Source organism: Lachnospira pectinoschiza (assembly GCF_020564355.1).
Lineage (GTDB): Bacteria > Bacillota > Clostridia > Lachnospirales > Lachnospiraceae > Lachnospira > Lachnospira intestinalis.
Genome location: NZ_JAJCRR010000005.1, coordinates 185,965 through 200,592, shown reverse-complemented (window position 1 = coordinate 200,592; position 14,628 = coordinate 185,965). Strand labels below are relative to the sequence as shown.

Sequence of the window (14,628 nt, the reverse complement as noted above, 5' to 3'; positions counted from 1 at the left end):
GCTCCCTTCTATTAATCCATCATATCTGAATTGCCATCGCCATAATCATCTGCATCATCAAATGCATCATCGCCGGCATACTCTACATCCTCTGCATCTTCAAAGCCGTCTTCACCGACTGTCTGAATGGTTGAACCATTCTTAGCATATTCTGCTTCCTCTTCTCTGCTGTCACGTCTGTATCTGCCATCATCAAGAACTTTCTTGAAGTCAGTTACTTCGTATTCAGAGCTTTCAAGCAGTTTCACTTCATTGTTATCCTTATCAAGCACTCTTACGTCTAATGCCAGGGACTGGAGTTCCTTTAAAAGTACCTTGAAGGATTCCGGAATACCCGGTTCAGGGATATTTTCACCCTTGATGATTGCTTCGTAAGTACGAACTCGTCCTACAACATCATCGGACTTCACAGTCAGGATTTCCTGTAATGTATATGATGCACCGTAAGCTTCCAGTGCCCAAACTTCCATTTCACCGAAACGCTGTCCACCGAACTGCGCTTTACCACCGAGCGGCTGCTGTGTTACAAGTGAGTAAGGACCTGTTGAACGTGCATGAATCTTATCATCAACCAGATGATGGAGCTTTAAGTAGTGCATGAAACCGATTGTTACAGGACTGTCAAAATATTCACCTGTACGTCCGTCACGCAGTCTTACCTTACCGTCACGTCCGATCGGAACACCCTTCCATTCTTCTCTGTGTGCTCTGTTGTCACTCAGATACTGGAATACGTCAGGATTCAGCAGTTCTTTATATTTATCTGTAAATGTTACCATATCTTCCGGATAATCTTCGCCATTTTCCTGTGCAGCTGCCTTTTCACGCTGTAATTCTTCATCGTCAAAAGGTGTATTTGCATAGTCATTTGCCATATCCAGTGTATCCATAATATCATTTTCGTCTGCACCGTCGAATACCGGTGTAGAAATGTTAAAGCCAAGCACCTTTGCTGCAAGACTTAAATGGATTTCAAGCACCTGTCCGATATTCATTCGTGAAGGCACACCCAGAGGGTTTAAGACGATATCAAGCGGACGTCCGTTTGGAAGGAATGGCATATCTTCCACAGGGAGAACTCTGGAAACGACACCCTTGTTACCATGACGGCCGGCCATCTTATCACCTACAGAAATCTTTCTCTTCTGTGCAATATAGATGCGGACAGACTTGCTGACACCCGGTGCCAGTTCATCGCTGTTTTCTCTTGTAAATGTCTTCACTGCCACAACGATACCATATTCACCATGAGGTACCTTTAATGAAGTATCTCTTACTTCTCTTGCCTTTTCACCAAAGATTGCGCGAAGCAGTCTTTCTTCGGCTGTCAGTTCTGTTTCACCCTTTGGTGTTACTTTACCAACCAGAATATCTCCGGCACGTACTTCTGCACCGATGCGGATCACACCGTTTTCATCCAGATCCTTGATAGAATCACTGCTTGCGGAAGGAATATCTCTTGTGATTTCTTCCGGTCCTAACTTTGTATCACGGGCTTCAATTTCATATTCTTCAATATGGATAGAAGTGTATACATCATCACGCACCAGACGTTCACTTAATAATACAGCATCTTCGTAGTTGTAACCTTCCCATGTCATGAAACCGATTAACGGGTTCTTACCTAATGCAATTTCACCATTCTGTGTAGAAGGACCATCTGCGATAACATCGCCTTCCTTCACCTTGTCACCTTTAAATACGATTGGACGCTGGTTATAGCAGTTGCTCTGGTTACTTCTTGAGAACTTTGTCAGCTTATACTCATGTACCTTGCCGTCATCTTCTCTTACAATAATTTTATCAGATTCAGACAAAAGGACTTCACCGTCTGCTTCTGCTACAACGCAGACACCTGAGTCTCTTGCTGTCTTATTTTCAATACCTGTACCAATAACCGGTGCTTCTGTCATCAGAAGCGGTACGGCCTGACGCTGCATGTTGGAACCCATCAGCGCTCGTGTACAGTCATCGTTCTGAAGGAACGGAATCATGGATGTCGCAACAGAGAATACCATCTTTGGCGATACGTCCATTAATTCAATCTGTGTCTTGTCAAATTCAGAAGTTTCTTCTCTGTAACGGCCGGATACAGTATTCTTAACGAAATGTCCTTCTTCGTCAATTTCCGCATTCGCCTGTGCTACATGATAATCATCTTCTTCATCAGCCGTAAAGTACTGTACTTCATCGGTAACACGCGGATTCTTTGGATCGGTTCTGTCTACCAGACGGTACGGTGCCTCTACAAAACCATATTCGTTAATTCTTGCATAAGATGCAAGTGAGTTAATCAGACCGATGTTCGGACCTTCAGGTGTTTCAATAGGACACATTCTTCCGTAATGTGTATAGTGAACATCTCGAACCTCGAAACCGGCACGATCTCTTGACAGACCACCCGGTCCTAATGCAGAAAGACGTCTTTTATGCGTAATTTCTGACAACGGGTTATTCTGATCCATGAACTGTGACAGCTGGGAACTTCCGAAGAATTCCTTAATCGCTGCCGTAACCGGTTTAATGTTAATCAGGGACTGCGGAGAAATACCGCTTAAGTCCTGTGTGGACATTCTTTCCCTGACAACTCTTTCCATTCTGGAAATACCGATTCTGAACTGGTTCTGTAACAGTTCGCCGACCGCTCTGATACGTCTGTTACCAAGGTGATCAATATCATCCTTTGTACCAACGCCGTATTCAAGGTGCATATTATAATTAATAGAAGCAATAATATCTTCTACAGTAATGTGCTTTGGAATCAAATCGGCAATGTTCTTGCAGATTGCTTCTTTGATTTCTTCAAGTGATTCATTTTCAGCTAAAATCTGGCTGAGTACAGGGAAGAATACAGCTTCTGTAACACCGAGTTTTCTTGCTTCTTCCTTTGAAATATCAACCCATTTTGTAATATCAACTGCCATGTTAGACAGCACTTTTACTCTCTTTGTTGTAATTGTACCGTCACTGTTTCTTAAATCTACATTTAAGAAGACTGCCGGAACCGCTGCATCCTGAATTGCCTGTGCTGTTTCTCTGTCAAGCTTATCGCCTGCCTGTGCAATGACATTGCCCTGTGTATCCACAACATCATCTGCAAGGATATGCCCTGAAAGTCTGCTCTTGAAAGAAAGCTTCTTATTAAACTTATATCTTCCCACCTTTGCAAGGTCATATCTTCTCGGATCAAAGAACATACCTGAAATCAGCGCTTCCGCACTATCTACAGATAACGGTTCACCTGGTCTTAACTTCTTATAAAGCTCTAAAATACCTTCCTGATAGTTTGTAGAAGTATCCTTCTCCATTGTAGCAAGAAGCTTTGGTTCTTCGCCGAAAATATCAATAATTTCAGCATTTGTTCCGAAACCGAGTGCACGAATCAGCACGGTTACAGGAACCTTTTTATTTCTATCTACTTTAACATAGAACACATCGTTGGCATCTGTTTCATACTCTAACCATGCACCACGGTTTGGGATAACCTGTGAGCTGTAAAGGAAAATCTTACCGTACTTATCCTTCTGGATATCGTAATAGATACCTGGTGAACGTACCAGCTGGCTGACGATAACTCGTTCTGCTCCGTTGATAACGAATGTTCCCGTCTTTGTCATAAGTGGAAGGTCGCCCATGAAAATTTCATGTTCGCTGATATCTTCACTTTCCTTATTGTGGAGTCTTACTCTTACCTTCAGAGGTGCTGCATATGTAGCATCTCTTTCCTTACATTCTTCAATAGAATACTTGACATCATCTTCGCATAAAGCAAAGTCAACAAATTCCAGACTCAATCTGCCATTGTAGTCTGCTATTGGAGAGATATCATCAAAAACTTCTTTTAACCCTTCATCCAGGAACCACTGATAAGAGTCCTTCTGAACTTCAATAAGGTTCGGCATTTCAAGAACTTCTTTCTGTCTTGAATAGCTCATTCTCATGCTCTTGCCTGCCTTGACCGGACGCATTCTGTTTTTCTCCATTGACGTTTCACCCCTTGTGTTTATTTTTATATAAAATCTGATATTTTTAATATGCAATGCAATAAAAAAGCATAAGCATACACAATAGTGCATTGTCCATAATAGCATACAGTCACTTGTCTGTCAAGCACTATACATGATAATTTTTACCAATTTTTCCTTTTTATTACATTTGCGCGCATAATTATGAATATTATAACATTTTCAGAATTGAAAGTAAATTCATTTTCACGAATTACACCGCTGCCGTACAGTATTTCTATAACGTAAAAAACCGGACTCCCGCAGGAATCCGGTTCTTAATTTTATATTGATACTGTTGTGGGTAAAATTACTTAAGAGTAACCTTAGCGCCTTCAGCTTCAAGCTTCTTCTGAATTTCTTCAGCTTCTTCCTTAGAAGCGCCTTCCTTAACAACCTTAGGTGCGCCATCAACAACTTCCTTAGCTTCCTTTAAGCCAAGACCTGTGATTTCACGAACAACCTTGATAACCTTAACCTTGTTAGCGCCAGCTTCTGTAAGTTCTACGTCGAATTCTGTCTTTTCTTCACCTGCTGCTGCGCCAGCACCTGCTGCTGCAACAACAACGCCTGCTGCTGCAGATACGCCGAATTCTTCTTCGCAAGCCTTAACTAAATCGTTTAATTCTAATACTGATAATCCCTTAATAACTTCAATGATTTCCTGTGTAGTCATTTATTTACTCTCCTTTTATATTATTGGGCTGCTGCCCGGACCGTCCATACGGTATCCGTACAGACTCTGTTCAACATTTCCATGGATACGTTTTGTATCCGGACACGGAAATTAAGCAACTTCTTCGTTCTTTTCAGCGATCTGCTTAATAACACGTGCAAAGTTTGTAATAGGTGACTGGATGCTTCCAAGGAACTTGCTGAGAAGTTCGTCTCTTGACGGAATAGAAGCAATTGTCTGAATGCCAGCTGCATCGTAGTATGTTCCTTCAACAACACCGCACTTTAATTCAAGAGCTTCGGCTGTCTTAGCGAAGTTGCTAAGGATTCTAGCCGGAGCTGTTGCATCTGTAGTGCAGATAGCAATTGCTGTAGGTCCTTCAAGCATATCTGTCATTGGCTCGAATTCTGTACCTGCGATAGCTCTCTTTACTAAAGTATTCTTATATACCTTGTAAACGACACCGGCTTCTCTTAACTGCTTACGAAGCTGTGTATCCTGCTCTACAGTTAAGCCACGGTAGTCAACTAAAACAACGCCCTGTGCGCCATTTAAGTGTCCTGAAATTTCGTCTACGATAGGTGCTTTAAGTTCTACCTTTGCCATGAATTTGTTACCTCCTGTTAGATTTGTATCCCACCAGAGGGATAAATTCTGCCCAATTCATAAAAAAGTCCTCCAAAGCACAAGACTTCAGAGGACGTAGATTCATGTCTTAATATACCGCAGACTGTCTGTCTGCCGCATTTCATAATCCTCGGTAGGCGAATAACCTTTAACCCCGGATGGGGACCTGCTGTCTTAGGCAAAATATTGCATTGTGTGATGTATCACACAAACAAATGATAGTATACTATCTTCATATATAGGTTGTCAACCGTTTTTTACAAATTAGCCAACATATTTTGCTGTGCTGACCTTAACACCAGGACCCATTGTAGAAGTAAGTACAACACTTCTTAAATACTGACCCTTTAATGTTGAAGGCTTTGCCTTAACGATTGCATCCATAATAGCCTGGAAGTTGTCCGCTAACTGGTCTTCAGTAAATGAAGCCTTACCAATTGGCACGTGAATGATATTTGTCTTATCAAGTCTGTATTCAATCTTACCAGCCTTGATATCATTAACAGCTTTTGTTACATCCATTGTAACTGTACCAGCCTTCGGGTTTGGCATTAAGCCCTTAGGACCGAGTACACGTCCCAGACGACCAACAACGCCCATCATGTCAGGTGTTGCAACAACAACATCAAAATCGAACCAGTTATCATTCTGAATCTTAGGAATCAGTTCCTCACCGCCTACGAAATCAGCGCCTGCTGCTTCAGCTTCTTCAGCCTTAGCACCCTTAGCGAAAACTAAAACCTTAACAGTCTTACCTGTTCCGTGTGGAAGAACAACTGCACCTCTGATCTGCTGATCAGCATGACGTCCATCACAACCTGTTCTGATATGAGCTTCAATTGTTTCGTCAAATTTTGCTACTGCAGACTTCTTTACAAGAGCGACTGCATCTGTAGCTTCATATAATGTTGCGCGGTCGATTAACTTAGCCGCTTCAACGTATTTCTTTCCTCTTTTCATTATCAAAAAACCTCCTAGTGGTAATATCGGAAGGGACTTGCTTTCCTCCCACATATATCAAATTAATATGAATCAATTAATCTTCTACAACGATTCCCATACTCTTTGCTGTTCCTTCTATCATAGACATAGCAGTCTCGATAGATGCAGCATTTAAGTCTGGCATCTTTAATTCAGCAATTTTCTTGATTTCTTCCTTAGAAATCTTTGCAACCTTTGTCTTGTTTGGTGTACCAGAACCTGACTTAATGTTGCAAGCCTTCTTTAAAAGAACTGCTGCCGGCGGAGTCTTTGTAATAAAGCTGAAACTTCTATCAGCATATACTGTGATAACAACCGGGATAATTAAATCTCCCTGATCTGCTGTCTTTGCATTGAACTGCTTTGTAAACTCTACAATGTTTACACCATGCTGACCAAGAGCTGGACCAACTGGTGGAGCCGGTGTAGCTTTGCCGGCAGGAATCTGTAATTTGATATAACCTGTTACTTTCTTTGCCATTTTAGGCACCTCCTAAATATTATGTGGTAATTGGCGAAAGATACGGCTGATTTAAATCTGCCGCTTCAATCTCCCACGCTTATGCCTCACTGCCTATATGCCCATAAGCAGCTGCTTAAGCTTTCTGTTACATAAGTTTTACGTCTGTAAAACCAATCTCAACCGGTGTTTCACGGCCGAACATTTCTACATTAATGGTCAGGCACTGCTTGCCGTCATTAATTGCTGTAATTTCCCCAACTGTATTCTCCCATGCTCCTGAAAGAATCATTACCTGGTCACCAACTTTACCAGCAAACTGGACAACCGGCTTTGGAGCCTCAGTTCCCGGAAGGGTAATTCCAAGTGATTTAATTTCAGCCGGAGTGAGCGGTACCGGTTTAGATCCCGGACCTACAAATCCTGTAACGCCTCGGGTGTTGCGGACAACATACCAGCTGTCATCGTTCATCACCATGTTAATGAGTACGTATCCAGGGAACATCTTCTTCTGGGCAGACTTTGTTGCACCGTTCTTTACTTCAACAACCGTTTCAAGCGGAACGATGACTTCGAGAACCTGGTCCTGAAGATTTCTGTTTTCAACTGTTTTTTCGATGTTTGCCTTTACCTTATTCTCATAACCGGAATAAGTGTGGACAACATACCATTTTGCTTCGTCCATCTAATCACCTTTTCCTTACTTCACCAAGAATTCGATACCAAAGCGGGCAATCAAGTCCACTACTGAAATGATTACACCGACTACAACGGATACAATCACAACCGCAGCAGTTTCCTTTGTAAGTGACTTCTGGTCAGGCCAGACAATTTTCTTGAACTCAGCCTTTAAACCTTTGAACCAGCTTTTTTTCTGTTTTTTTGTTTTAACAGTTTCACCCATAGCTTTTACCTCACTGCTCCAAATTACTTGGTTTCCTTGTGTAATGTGTGTGATTTACAGAACTTACAGTACTTCTTTGTTTCCATTCTGTCCGGATGAGTTTTCTTATCCTTCGTAGTGTTGTAATTACGCTGTTTACACTCTGTACATGCCAATGTTATCTTAACGCGCACAACTTCCACCTCCAATTTTCGTTAAATTTTTGTAGGTGTATGAGATTCTACACCAATTGGTTCTTTTTTAGGCATAAAAAAAAGACCGCTTCCATAGCCGTTCTAGTTTATCATAGTAAACAGGCACTCGTCAATATCTTTTTTGACAAATTTTTTAATCCAAATCTTTAAATTTTCCTTAAAGAAACTGCGTGACATTCCGAATATATTAGTATATAATATTATCCAATCATTTTAGATAATTGCTTTTTTTACAAATGCCCCACATGGAAAACGGATTTTCTAACGGGACATTCAGCTTTTTTACGTAAAGCTGTCTATTATAGTTTTTGTAACTTCACAGCTTACCACTAATAACCACAATACACGAGATATAGATTATTGCAGACAAGGAGGTTCGTGACGATGATCAATTCGGTTTATAACTACTATGCCGCCCAGTACGGTCACAGAGAATATTCTAAATATGATACCCATTCAAAGGCCCAGCTCAAAAGCACCTTTGGCAGATTACAAAAAATCAACAGTCAGACTCCTTCTTATAAGATTGATTTTTCTGACGCGGCATTAAAATATGCTATTGATTTAAAAGAAAATGCACGGGAATTAAGCCAGATTGCAGATGAGCTTTCCGATGAATCCACAGATTCCATTACATACAAGCGTTCCGCAACATCCAGTTCGCCGCAGGTCATCGATGCCGAATATATCGGAGATTCTTGTGCGCAGGATTATGAACCGCTTGAAGTTACCGTTTCACAGCTTGCCTGTCCACAGACAAACACCGGCAACTTCTTACAGCCAAATTCCAAACCGTTTGCAGCGGGTGAATACTCATTTGACTTGCAGGTGCAGGATTTGACATATCAGTTTGAGTTCGGTGTAAACGATACTGACACCGTAACCGATACCCAGCAAAAGATTGCACGTCTGATTAACCAGGCTGATATCGGGTTAAACGCACAGCTTTTAACGGATGGTCTTGGCAATTCTGCTATTTCCATCACATCTGATGCAACCGGCATCAGAGGAATTTCTCCGACGATTTTCCATATCCAGTCCCTGAATTCCTCAGATGCTTCCGATTCCAATACCGAACTGGTATCTACACTGGGTCTGGACCGCGTGACACAGTATCCGGCAAATGCTGTATATTCTGTAAACGGAACAACTGCCACCTCTGTTTCAAATGAGGTGACAATTGATAATAATTATGTACTGACCTTTTTTGATACAACCGGCAAAGCGCCTGTCACCATCAGCATGAATACCGACACCGATGCAATTGCCGACAGTATCGGCGAATTAATCGGCGGCTATAACAACTTGATTTCGATAACAGCCAATGATGCCAACGAACATTTTGAAGGAAATGAAAAGTTAAAAAAGGACTTTGCAGGCATTGCAAAATCTTACAACCACCTTTTAAATGAAAACGGGTTAAGCGTTACCGATAATGGTACGATTGCCGTTGACCGTGATGCCATTATTTCTGCCGCAGATAACGGCACATTAGGCGACATTTTTTCAGGTCTGAATGCCTTTAAACAGGCTGTTCAGAAAAAAGCGGAAGACATTTCACTCAATCCTATGGATTATGTCAACAATAAGATTATCGCCTATAAAAACCCGCTCCGCCCGACAAATGACCCCTATAATTTATCTGCCTATACCGGCATGATTTTTGATGGGTATATGTAAAATCTATTACGAGCCGCGTATGCACCGGCAGATGACTTTTGATAATATAAACATGCTGTATTGATTCGGCATAACCTGTATAAAAAAAGGCAGAAAAGCAGGCAGTTTCCATATGACTGCCAGACTTTTCTGTCTTTTTTATATATTTATATCTAGTATTGTCCTGTTTCTAACATTTCCTGAATTGCTTCACCATCTACCTCACCGTTTTCAAGCTTTGGCAGGCTCTGTTTTAATACAATGACTTTCTGGATTTCCCAGCGGTATCCTTTCTTTTCATTGTATTTATCAATCTTTTTCTTCATACGGTTCGCTGTCATCTCTTTATCAATCGGTACGATTACAGTGGTGAGCCTGTCCCCGTCCATTGTGAGATAGCTTTCCGCAACACCGTGAATTGCCGTGATTTCCTCATTAATTACCCGGCGGCAGATTTTTTCACCGGTCGGAAGCTGTAACACACCCGGATTTCTTTTTGTAATCACCAGTCTGCCATAACGGTTCATCCGTCCATAGTCCCCGGTATGGAACATACCATCTTTTAAAACTTCCTTCGTTGTCTGTTCGTCCTTGTCATACTCTTTCATGACACAGTGACCGCCGACTAAAATTTCTCCGTCTGCGCCCAGCTGCACCGCTTCATCATCATACAATTCATACGAGCCGTCCATTTCACGGTTGACGGCTATGCCACCGCTGCACTCTGCCATGCCGTATATTGTATACACGTTGTAATTGCGGTCTTTTAAATTTTCAAACAACTTATAACTGCTCGGTGCGCCGCCAATGACAATCGTACGCAGTTCCGGATTAAATGCTTTGATTCTCTTTAAGTATTCAATCATGGACGGTGTACCCGGAAGAATCGTTGTCTTGTAATAATAGGTTTCAGCATCAATATGACGCAGTCCACGTCCGACACATACACACGCGCCGTTTGCCAACGGCCACAACAGACTGTAAACCAGTCCGAAAATATGAAACAGCATAGTCTGTGCCAGCACTCTGTCATGCTCGCTGCAATAGCAGTGATGATTCATTGCATTCACCGTATACATCAGATTCTGTGTGGTCAGCACAACCGCTTTATCAGATTCTTTATCTGTTGCCGTAAATACCAATACGTTTCCTTCCGGTGTCTGCGGATTATATTCTCCCTCAACATCATCTTTTTCTGCCCCCGGTATCATGATGGCATGACTGTCTGCAAGGATGTACTGATTGGTAGAAGATAAAATGTAATCCACCCCTACTTTTTCCAGCAGGCTTTCCCGTTCCTTATGCGGCAGAAAGGAGTCCACCAGCACAACATCTTTTCCCGCCAGAATAATACCAAATAAATTGACAATCCACCGGTATGATGACGGTCCGCAAAGTGCAACCCGCTTCCCCTCAAAATGCTGCAAATGAATTGCCTTATTGGTCACATCCCGAAACAGCTTTTCATAGCTTCCTGCAAATGTATCATATAAAACGGCTGTTTTCCCGGCATATTTTTCTGCGCTTTCTTTTAACAGCCCGTAAATCGAATTCGTATCCTGCATAATCCGTCCTCCGACAATCTATTTTATCACGATGTAAGTGACAAAAGTTTCTTACATTTATGTTTTATTATAACACTTATTAAACGTTCTTGTAAATTATTCTGCCAAAAGCTTTACAAACCGTTCTGCCACTTTATCCCATGTAAACTCTTTCTGATACATTTCGTATGCCTTATCCACAAGGTCTTTACGTCTGCCGCGGTTTGTCAACAATTCCTCTGCCACATCACACACCCGTTGTGGATTTTCCGGGGGATAAAAAATGACCTGGCAGTCTGCATTATTTTCCGTCTGTCCGAAAACTTTTTTTCTGTAAGGACTTTCATCGGTCAGAACTGCTGTGTGATTTGCCATGCCCGCAAACACACGGTCATGGATTCCCATTTTAAAAAACGGGGACGAATCCGCTATCACGGCACTTCCCGCAATTTTATCAAATGAACGGTCAAATGCAACCGGCTGCTCCAATTGCAGATTCGGCGCAGCGGCATATGCGTACCGCTCCCACCAGTCACCTACAATTCTTACCGGAATTTTTGCACGGACGAGTGCCGTCACCAGCTGTTCCCTGTCATAATTGCGCAGATACATTTCCACCGGATAGTATGTATTCATCAGCAATGCAAAATCTTCTTCTGAAATTTTTCTATCCTGTTCTTCCAAAACAGCTCTTAATGCGCGCTCCACGGATAAATCCGGCTCTGCCTGAATCCGCTCAATCATTTGCAGCATTTCTTTCTGCGCCTGTGTATCCTGACTACGAATCTGCTCCAAATATATTTCCGGGCTGCGGTATGTCCCCATAAATAATACATTTTCCTGCTTCTGCTCAAATGCCTTTCCGATAACCGCTTCATTGGCACCAAGCGACAGCATATGCGCACCCTGAATATGCGGATAATGCTTCCGTACATAGGCGGCGTGTTCTTCATCGACCAAAAGCACATGATACCGCTGTAACGGACATTGCAGTGTTGCATGGTGATACAGTGGATTGTCTAAAATGTAGTTAAAAAACGGTGCCTGAATGGTGTCCAGATAATAGGTGTCATCATCGCACATCAGCCGCGGCAGCTTGGAATTAAAGTCAATGACCGCCGCGTATTCCTTTCCGATATAACGCTCCAGCACGGCTGCTGCCTGCGGCGAAATCTCCCCCGCCGTATCTTTTGCCGGTACTGCCTGCTCACGCATTTCTCCCGCGATGCCATCTTCCGGGATTTCGCACAATTCACATTGATACCCTGCATTTTCCAGTGCATCTGCCAGCTGCGCCGCAAAAAATCCGGCGCTGTGGTAGCATAACTGTCTGGTGGTAAAAAGTAAGATTTTGTTAGAATTCAATCCATTATAATAATTTTTCAACATCATTCATAAAATCCTCAAGCAGATATTTTTCTCCCTTTGAAAGTTTGTCTGTAGTAAATTCTATCATTTCTTCATCACTGATATAATTAGAAATGTTGCTAATTGGTATATTCATTAGTACTAACACATCCTGTAACGGATTTTCTTTAAGTAAAAATCTAAAAAGCCATTTTCGTATATTCCCCGGCGAAAATTTTTTATAGAACTCATCTTGTGTATTAATATTTTTGATAAATTCCAAAACCCCATTAATTCCACTTTCCGGTAACGGTTTTTGCCAATTTGTTCTGGAATTGCCAAAGACATATGTTGCATCATCATTTTTTTCCTGTTTTAATTCTTTAAAACTTTGCTGTAATATATGCGGCATTACCATTTCATGCTTTCCCATTTTGATCTTTTCACATTTTTTATCTATGTCATTCCACGTTAATGCACATATCTTTCTTCTTTCCATTCCAAAGCATAGCAAAATTAGAAATATCGTTTTGTTTCTTTTGCCATTTCTTTGATTTTCTATACATTTTATAATTCCTGCTATTTTTTTTATATCTGTTTCATCTACATTTTCCGCTGGCTTATCCAAAATATCTTTACATCTGCTTATTATTTCATTACTGCTTATATCAAATTCCTTATTATAGGTCTGACTTAATATAAAAGATTTTATATAAAAGAATTGATTTTTGGCTGTATTAGGTGTTTTTATGGTTCCATTGTCTTTTATGTAGACTTCATAATCAGATAATTTTATATTTCTATAACATTTATCAATATCCTCAATATAATGCCCCTTTTCTGAAATATAATAATCCATAAATCTTTTAATGCAGCCGAAATAGGCATTCCAGCTGTCTGATTTAACAGATGGAAATTTTATATTTTTATATGTAATGATATCCCTAAAAAAATATATATCTTTGTCATACCCCAGCAAATATTCGTGATTAAAATATTTAAAATATTTAGAATCTGTTTTATTTGTAAATAAGATTTTAAATACCGTCCTTTTGGAACTAAATTGTGTATTCGAAACTTTTATATCTCTATTAAGCAGCCAAATCCCTTTATTATGAAATAATATTCCCCATTCATATGTCTTATTTTCCGAATCCATATCTTCTGCCAATAATGATAACGCTTTTGAATAACTTTTATTTTTATAACATCTCATCAAAATCTTTTCTGGTATATAATAATCATATTTTGTTTTTTCAAAATTGTTATATAATTGTTGTATGTCATAGTCAAAAGTATTCTCACAAAATATATTCATAACAGCAATATACTCATCTTCTGTTATCGCAGTATTATCTTTTAAGATTTTCCCTATACGCGCTATCACTTCTTTACTTTCCATTTAATAATCATCCTTCTTATGAATGAAACTGATATTTTTCTAGTTTCATTTGTAAAATCTTCTTTAAATATAATGCCTATCCGTTGACAGACAGGCTTCCACTTCATTTATAATGATCTGCTACTTTTTCTAATTTTTTAAAATCACAACAGAATTTAGCAATCTTTCCATGCTCCATCTGTTTATCATAAAGTTTATTCGCTTTATCAATTATTTCATCGATTATTTTTAATATAAAAACATATTCTTTGTTTAATAAATCCTTATATTTTCTTATCTCGTCTGTATCACTATTATCATCATTAATATTCACTCTGCTATATAAGCCGTCCACTATAGGAATTATCTTCTTAATATCTATAACAGATAATATGTGTTTCACATTATCCGGTTCTGTTTCCACCCAGATTTCATTTTCCCCCATACAGGATTTTTTTACATATTCATAAATCAAATAACATTCTTTATTAACATTTTTCCATGTTTTATGTTTTTCTTTAGCGGACGATAACGGAATAACATATTTTCTGCCTTCTTTATTTATAAGAATTCCTATATACGGTTTATTTTCATACCCTCTAGGCTTATAATATACTTCAGTACATACGTCATGCAGTCTTTTTAAATAATCCTGGTCAATATTAATAAATGTCAGATTCCCCTCTAGCACAAACATTATAATACTCCTTTGTATTTTAGTAAAAAAATATGGGAAGACTGTGCTTCCCATTCTTTAATGTTCATCTCTTTACGGACTGATTACCGAAGGTTAATGGAGACCCTCTTTAACGTTCATCTCTTTTATAATTTAAAACTATAAGGTTAATGGA

Annotated in this window: 13 protein-coding genes and 1 other annotated feature; of the genes, 1 reads left to right on the top strand and 12 read right to left on the bottom strand. The window is 40.1% G+C overall.

Annotated features, from left to right (window positions below; translation table 11 throughout):
* Positions 1 to 11: 11 nt before the first annotated feature.
* From rpoB to rpmG, 8 genes are all read right to left on the bottom strand, one after another.
* Positions 12 to 3,983, bottom strand: coding sequence for a DNA-directed RNA polymerase subunit beta (gene rpoB, locus LI288_RS11500; protein WP_227090499.1), 3,972 nt, complete (start codon positions 3,981 to 3,983; stop codon positions 12 to 14).
* Between the two features lie 331 nt (positions 3,984 to 4,314).
* Positions 4,315 to 4,680, bottom strand: a complete 366-nt coding sequence (rplL, locus tag LI288_RS11495; protein WP_022432525.1) for a 50S ribosomal protein L7/L12 — start codon at positions 4,678 to 4,680, stop codon at positions 4,315 to 4,317.
* Positions 4,681 to 4,791: 111 nt separating this feature from the next.
* Positions 4,792 to 5,286, bottom strand: a complete 495-nt coding sequence (rplJ, locus tag LI288_RS11490; protein WP_227090498.1) for a 50S ribosomal protein L10 — start codon at positions 5,284 to 5,286, stop codon at positions 4,792 to 4,794.
* A 53-nt stretch (positions 5,287 to 5,339) separates the two neighbouring features.
* Positions 5,340 to 5,504, bottom strand: a sequence feature (ribosomal protein L10 leader region).
* A gap of 67 nt (positions 5,505 to 5,571) precedes the next feature.
* Positions 5,572 to 6,267, bottom strand: a complete 696-nt coding sequence (rplA, locus tag LI288_RS11485; protein ID WP_022432523.1) for a 50S ribosomal protein L1 — start codon at positions 6,265 to 6,267, stop codon at positions 5,572 to 5,574.
* 76 nt (positions 6,268 to 6,343) lie between these two features.
* Positions 6,344 to 6,769: a 50S ribosomal protein L11 gene (rplK, locus tag LI288_RS11480; protein WP_022432522.1), complete on the bottom strand. Its 426-nt coding sequence runs from the start codon at positions 6,767 to 6,769 to the stop codon at positions 6,344 to 6,346.
* A 127-nt stretch (positions 6,770 to 6,896) separates the two neighbouring features.
* Positions 6,897 to 7,433, bottom strand: coding sequence for a transcription termination/antitermination protein NusG (gene nusG / locus LI288_RS11475; RefSeq protein ID WP_022432521.1), 537 nt, complete (start codon positions 7,431 to 7,433; stop codon positions 6,897 to 6,899).
* Between the two features lie 15 nt (positions 7,434 to 7,448).
* Positions 7,449 to 7,652, bottom strand: a complete 204-nt coding sequence (gene secE / locus LI288_RS11470) for a preprotein translocase subunit SecE (RefSeq protein ID WP_022432520.1) — start codon at positions 7,650 to 7,652, stop codon at positions 7,449 to 7,451.
* Positions 7,653 to 7,675: 23 nt separating this feature from the next.
* On the bottom strand, positions 7,676 to 7,825 hold the full coding sequence (gene rpmG / locus LI288_RS11465) for a 50S ribosomal protein L33 (protein ID WP_227090497.1): 150 nt from the start codon (positions 7,823 to 7,825) through the stop codon (positions 7,676 to 7,678).
* 405 nt (positions 7,826 to 8,230) lie between these two features.
* On the opposite strand from rpmG, the gene LI288_RS11460 reads away from it, so the two are divergent.
* The gene (locus tag LI288_RS11460; protein WP_227090496.1) at positions 8,231 to 9,526 is read left to right on the top strand and encodes a hypothetical protein; all 1,296 of its coding nucleotides are present in this window, start codon (positions 8,231 to 8,233) and stop codon (positions 9,524 to 9,526) included.
* A 152-nt stretch (positions 9,527 to 9,678) separates the two neighbouring features.
* On the opposite strand, the gene LI288_RS11455 is transcribed toward LI288_RS11460, so the two are convergent.
* The 4 genes from LI288_RS11455 to LI288_RS11440 all read right to left on the bottom strand — a co-directional run bounded on the left by LI288_RS11455 (position 9,679) and on the right by LI288_RS11440 (position 14,474).
* Positions 9,679 to 11,070 (bottom strand): class I adenylate-forming enzyme family protein, encoded by a 1,392-nt coding sequence (locus tag LI288_RS11455; RefSeq protein WP_227090495.1) that lies wholly within the window; start codon positions 11,068 to 11,070, stop codon positions 9,679 to 9,681.
* A 96-nt stretch (positions 11,071 to 11,166) separates the two neighbouring features.
* Positions 11,167 to 12,441 carry a glycosyltransferase gene (locus LI288_RS11450; protein ID WP_227090494.1) on the bottom strand — a complete coding sequence of 425 codons (1,275 nt, stop codon included), beginning with the start codon at positions 12,439 to 12,441 and terminating at the stop codon, positions 11,167 to 11,169.
* Positions 12,419 to 13,798, bottom strand: a complete 1,380-nt coding sequence (locus LI288_RS11445; protein WP_227090493.1) for a hypothetical protein — start codon at positions 13,796 to 13,798, stop codon at positions 12,419 to 12,421. The genes LI288_RS11450 and LI288_RS11445 overlap by 23 nt, the downstream gene beginning before the upstream one ends.
* A 103-nt stretch (positions 13,799 to 13,901) precedes the next feature.
* Complete coding sequence (locus tag LI288_RS11440; protein ID WP_227090492.1) at positions 13,902 to 14,474, bottom strand: type III toxin-antitoxin system ToxN/AbiQ family toxin; 573 nt, start codon at positions 14,472 to 14,474, stop codon at positions 13,902 to 13,904.
* Positions 14,475 to 14,628: the final 154 nt, after the last annotated feature.

Excerpts from the sequence above, each read along its gene's own strand:
- LI288_RS11460 (WP_227090496.1), top strand. The coding sequence starts at position 8,231 with ATGATCAATTCGGTTTATAACTACTATGCCGCCCAGTACGGTCACAGA.
- LI288_RS11450 (WP_227090494.1), bottom strand. The coding sequence starts at position 12,441 with ATGATGTTGAAAAATTATTATAATGGATTGAATTCTAACAAAATCTTA.
- rplJ (WP_227090498.1), bottom strand. The coding sequence starts at position 5,286 with ATGGCAAAGGTAGAACTTAAAGCACCTATCGTAGACGAAATTTCAGGA.
- LI288_RS11440 (WP_227090492.1), bottom strand. The coding sequence starts at position 14,474 with ATGTTTGTGCTAGAGGGGAATCTGACATTTATTAATATTGACCAGGAT.
- nusG (WP_022432521.1), bottom strand. The coding sequence starts at position 7,433 with ATGGACGAAGCAAAATGGTATGTTGTCCACACTTATTCCGGTTATGAG.
- rplK (WP_022432522.1), bottom strand. The coding sequence starts at position 6,769 with ATGGCAAAGAAAGTAACAGGTTATATCAAATTACAGATTCCTGCCGGC.
- LI288_RS11455 (WP_227090495.1), bottom strand. The coding sequence starts at position 11,070 with ATGCAGGATACGAATTCGATTTACGGGCTGTTAAAAGAAAGCGCAGAA.
- secE (WP_022432520.1), bottom strand. The coding sequence starts at position 7,652 with ATGGGTGAAACTGTTAAAACAAAAAAACAGAAAAAAAGCTGGTTCAAA.
- LI288_RS11445 (WP_227090493.1), bottom strand. The coding sequence starts at position 13,798 with ATGGAAAGTAAAGAAGTGATAGCGCGTATAGGGAAAATCTTAAAAGAT.
- rpoB (WP_227090499.1), bottom strand. The coding sequence starts at position 3,983 with ATGGAGAAAAACAGAATGCGTCCGGTCAAGGCAGGCAAGAGCATGAGA.
- rplA (WP_022432523.1), bottom strand. The coding sequence starts at position 6,267 with ATGAAAAGAGGAAAGAAATACGTTGAAGCGGCTAAGTTAATCGACCGC.
- rplL (WP_022432525.1), bottom strand. The coding sequence starts at position 4,680 with ATGACTACACAGGAAATCATTGAAGTTATTAAGGGATTATCAGTATTA.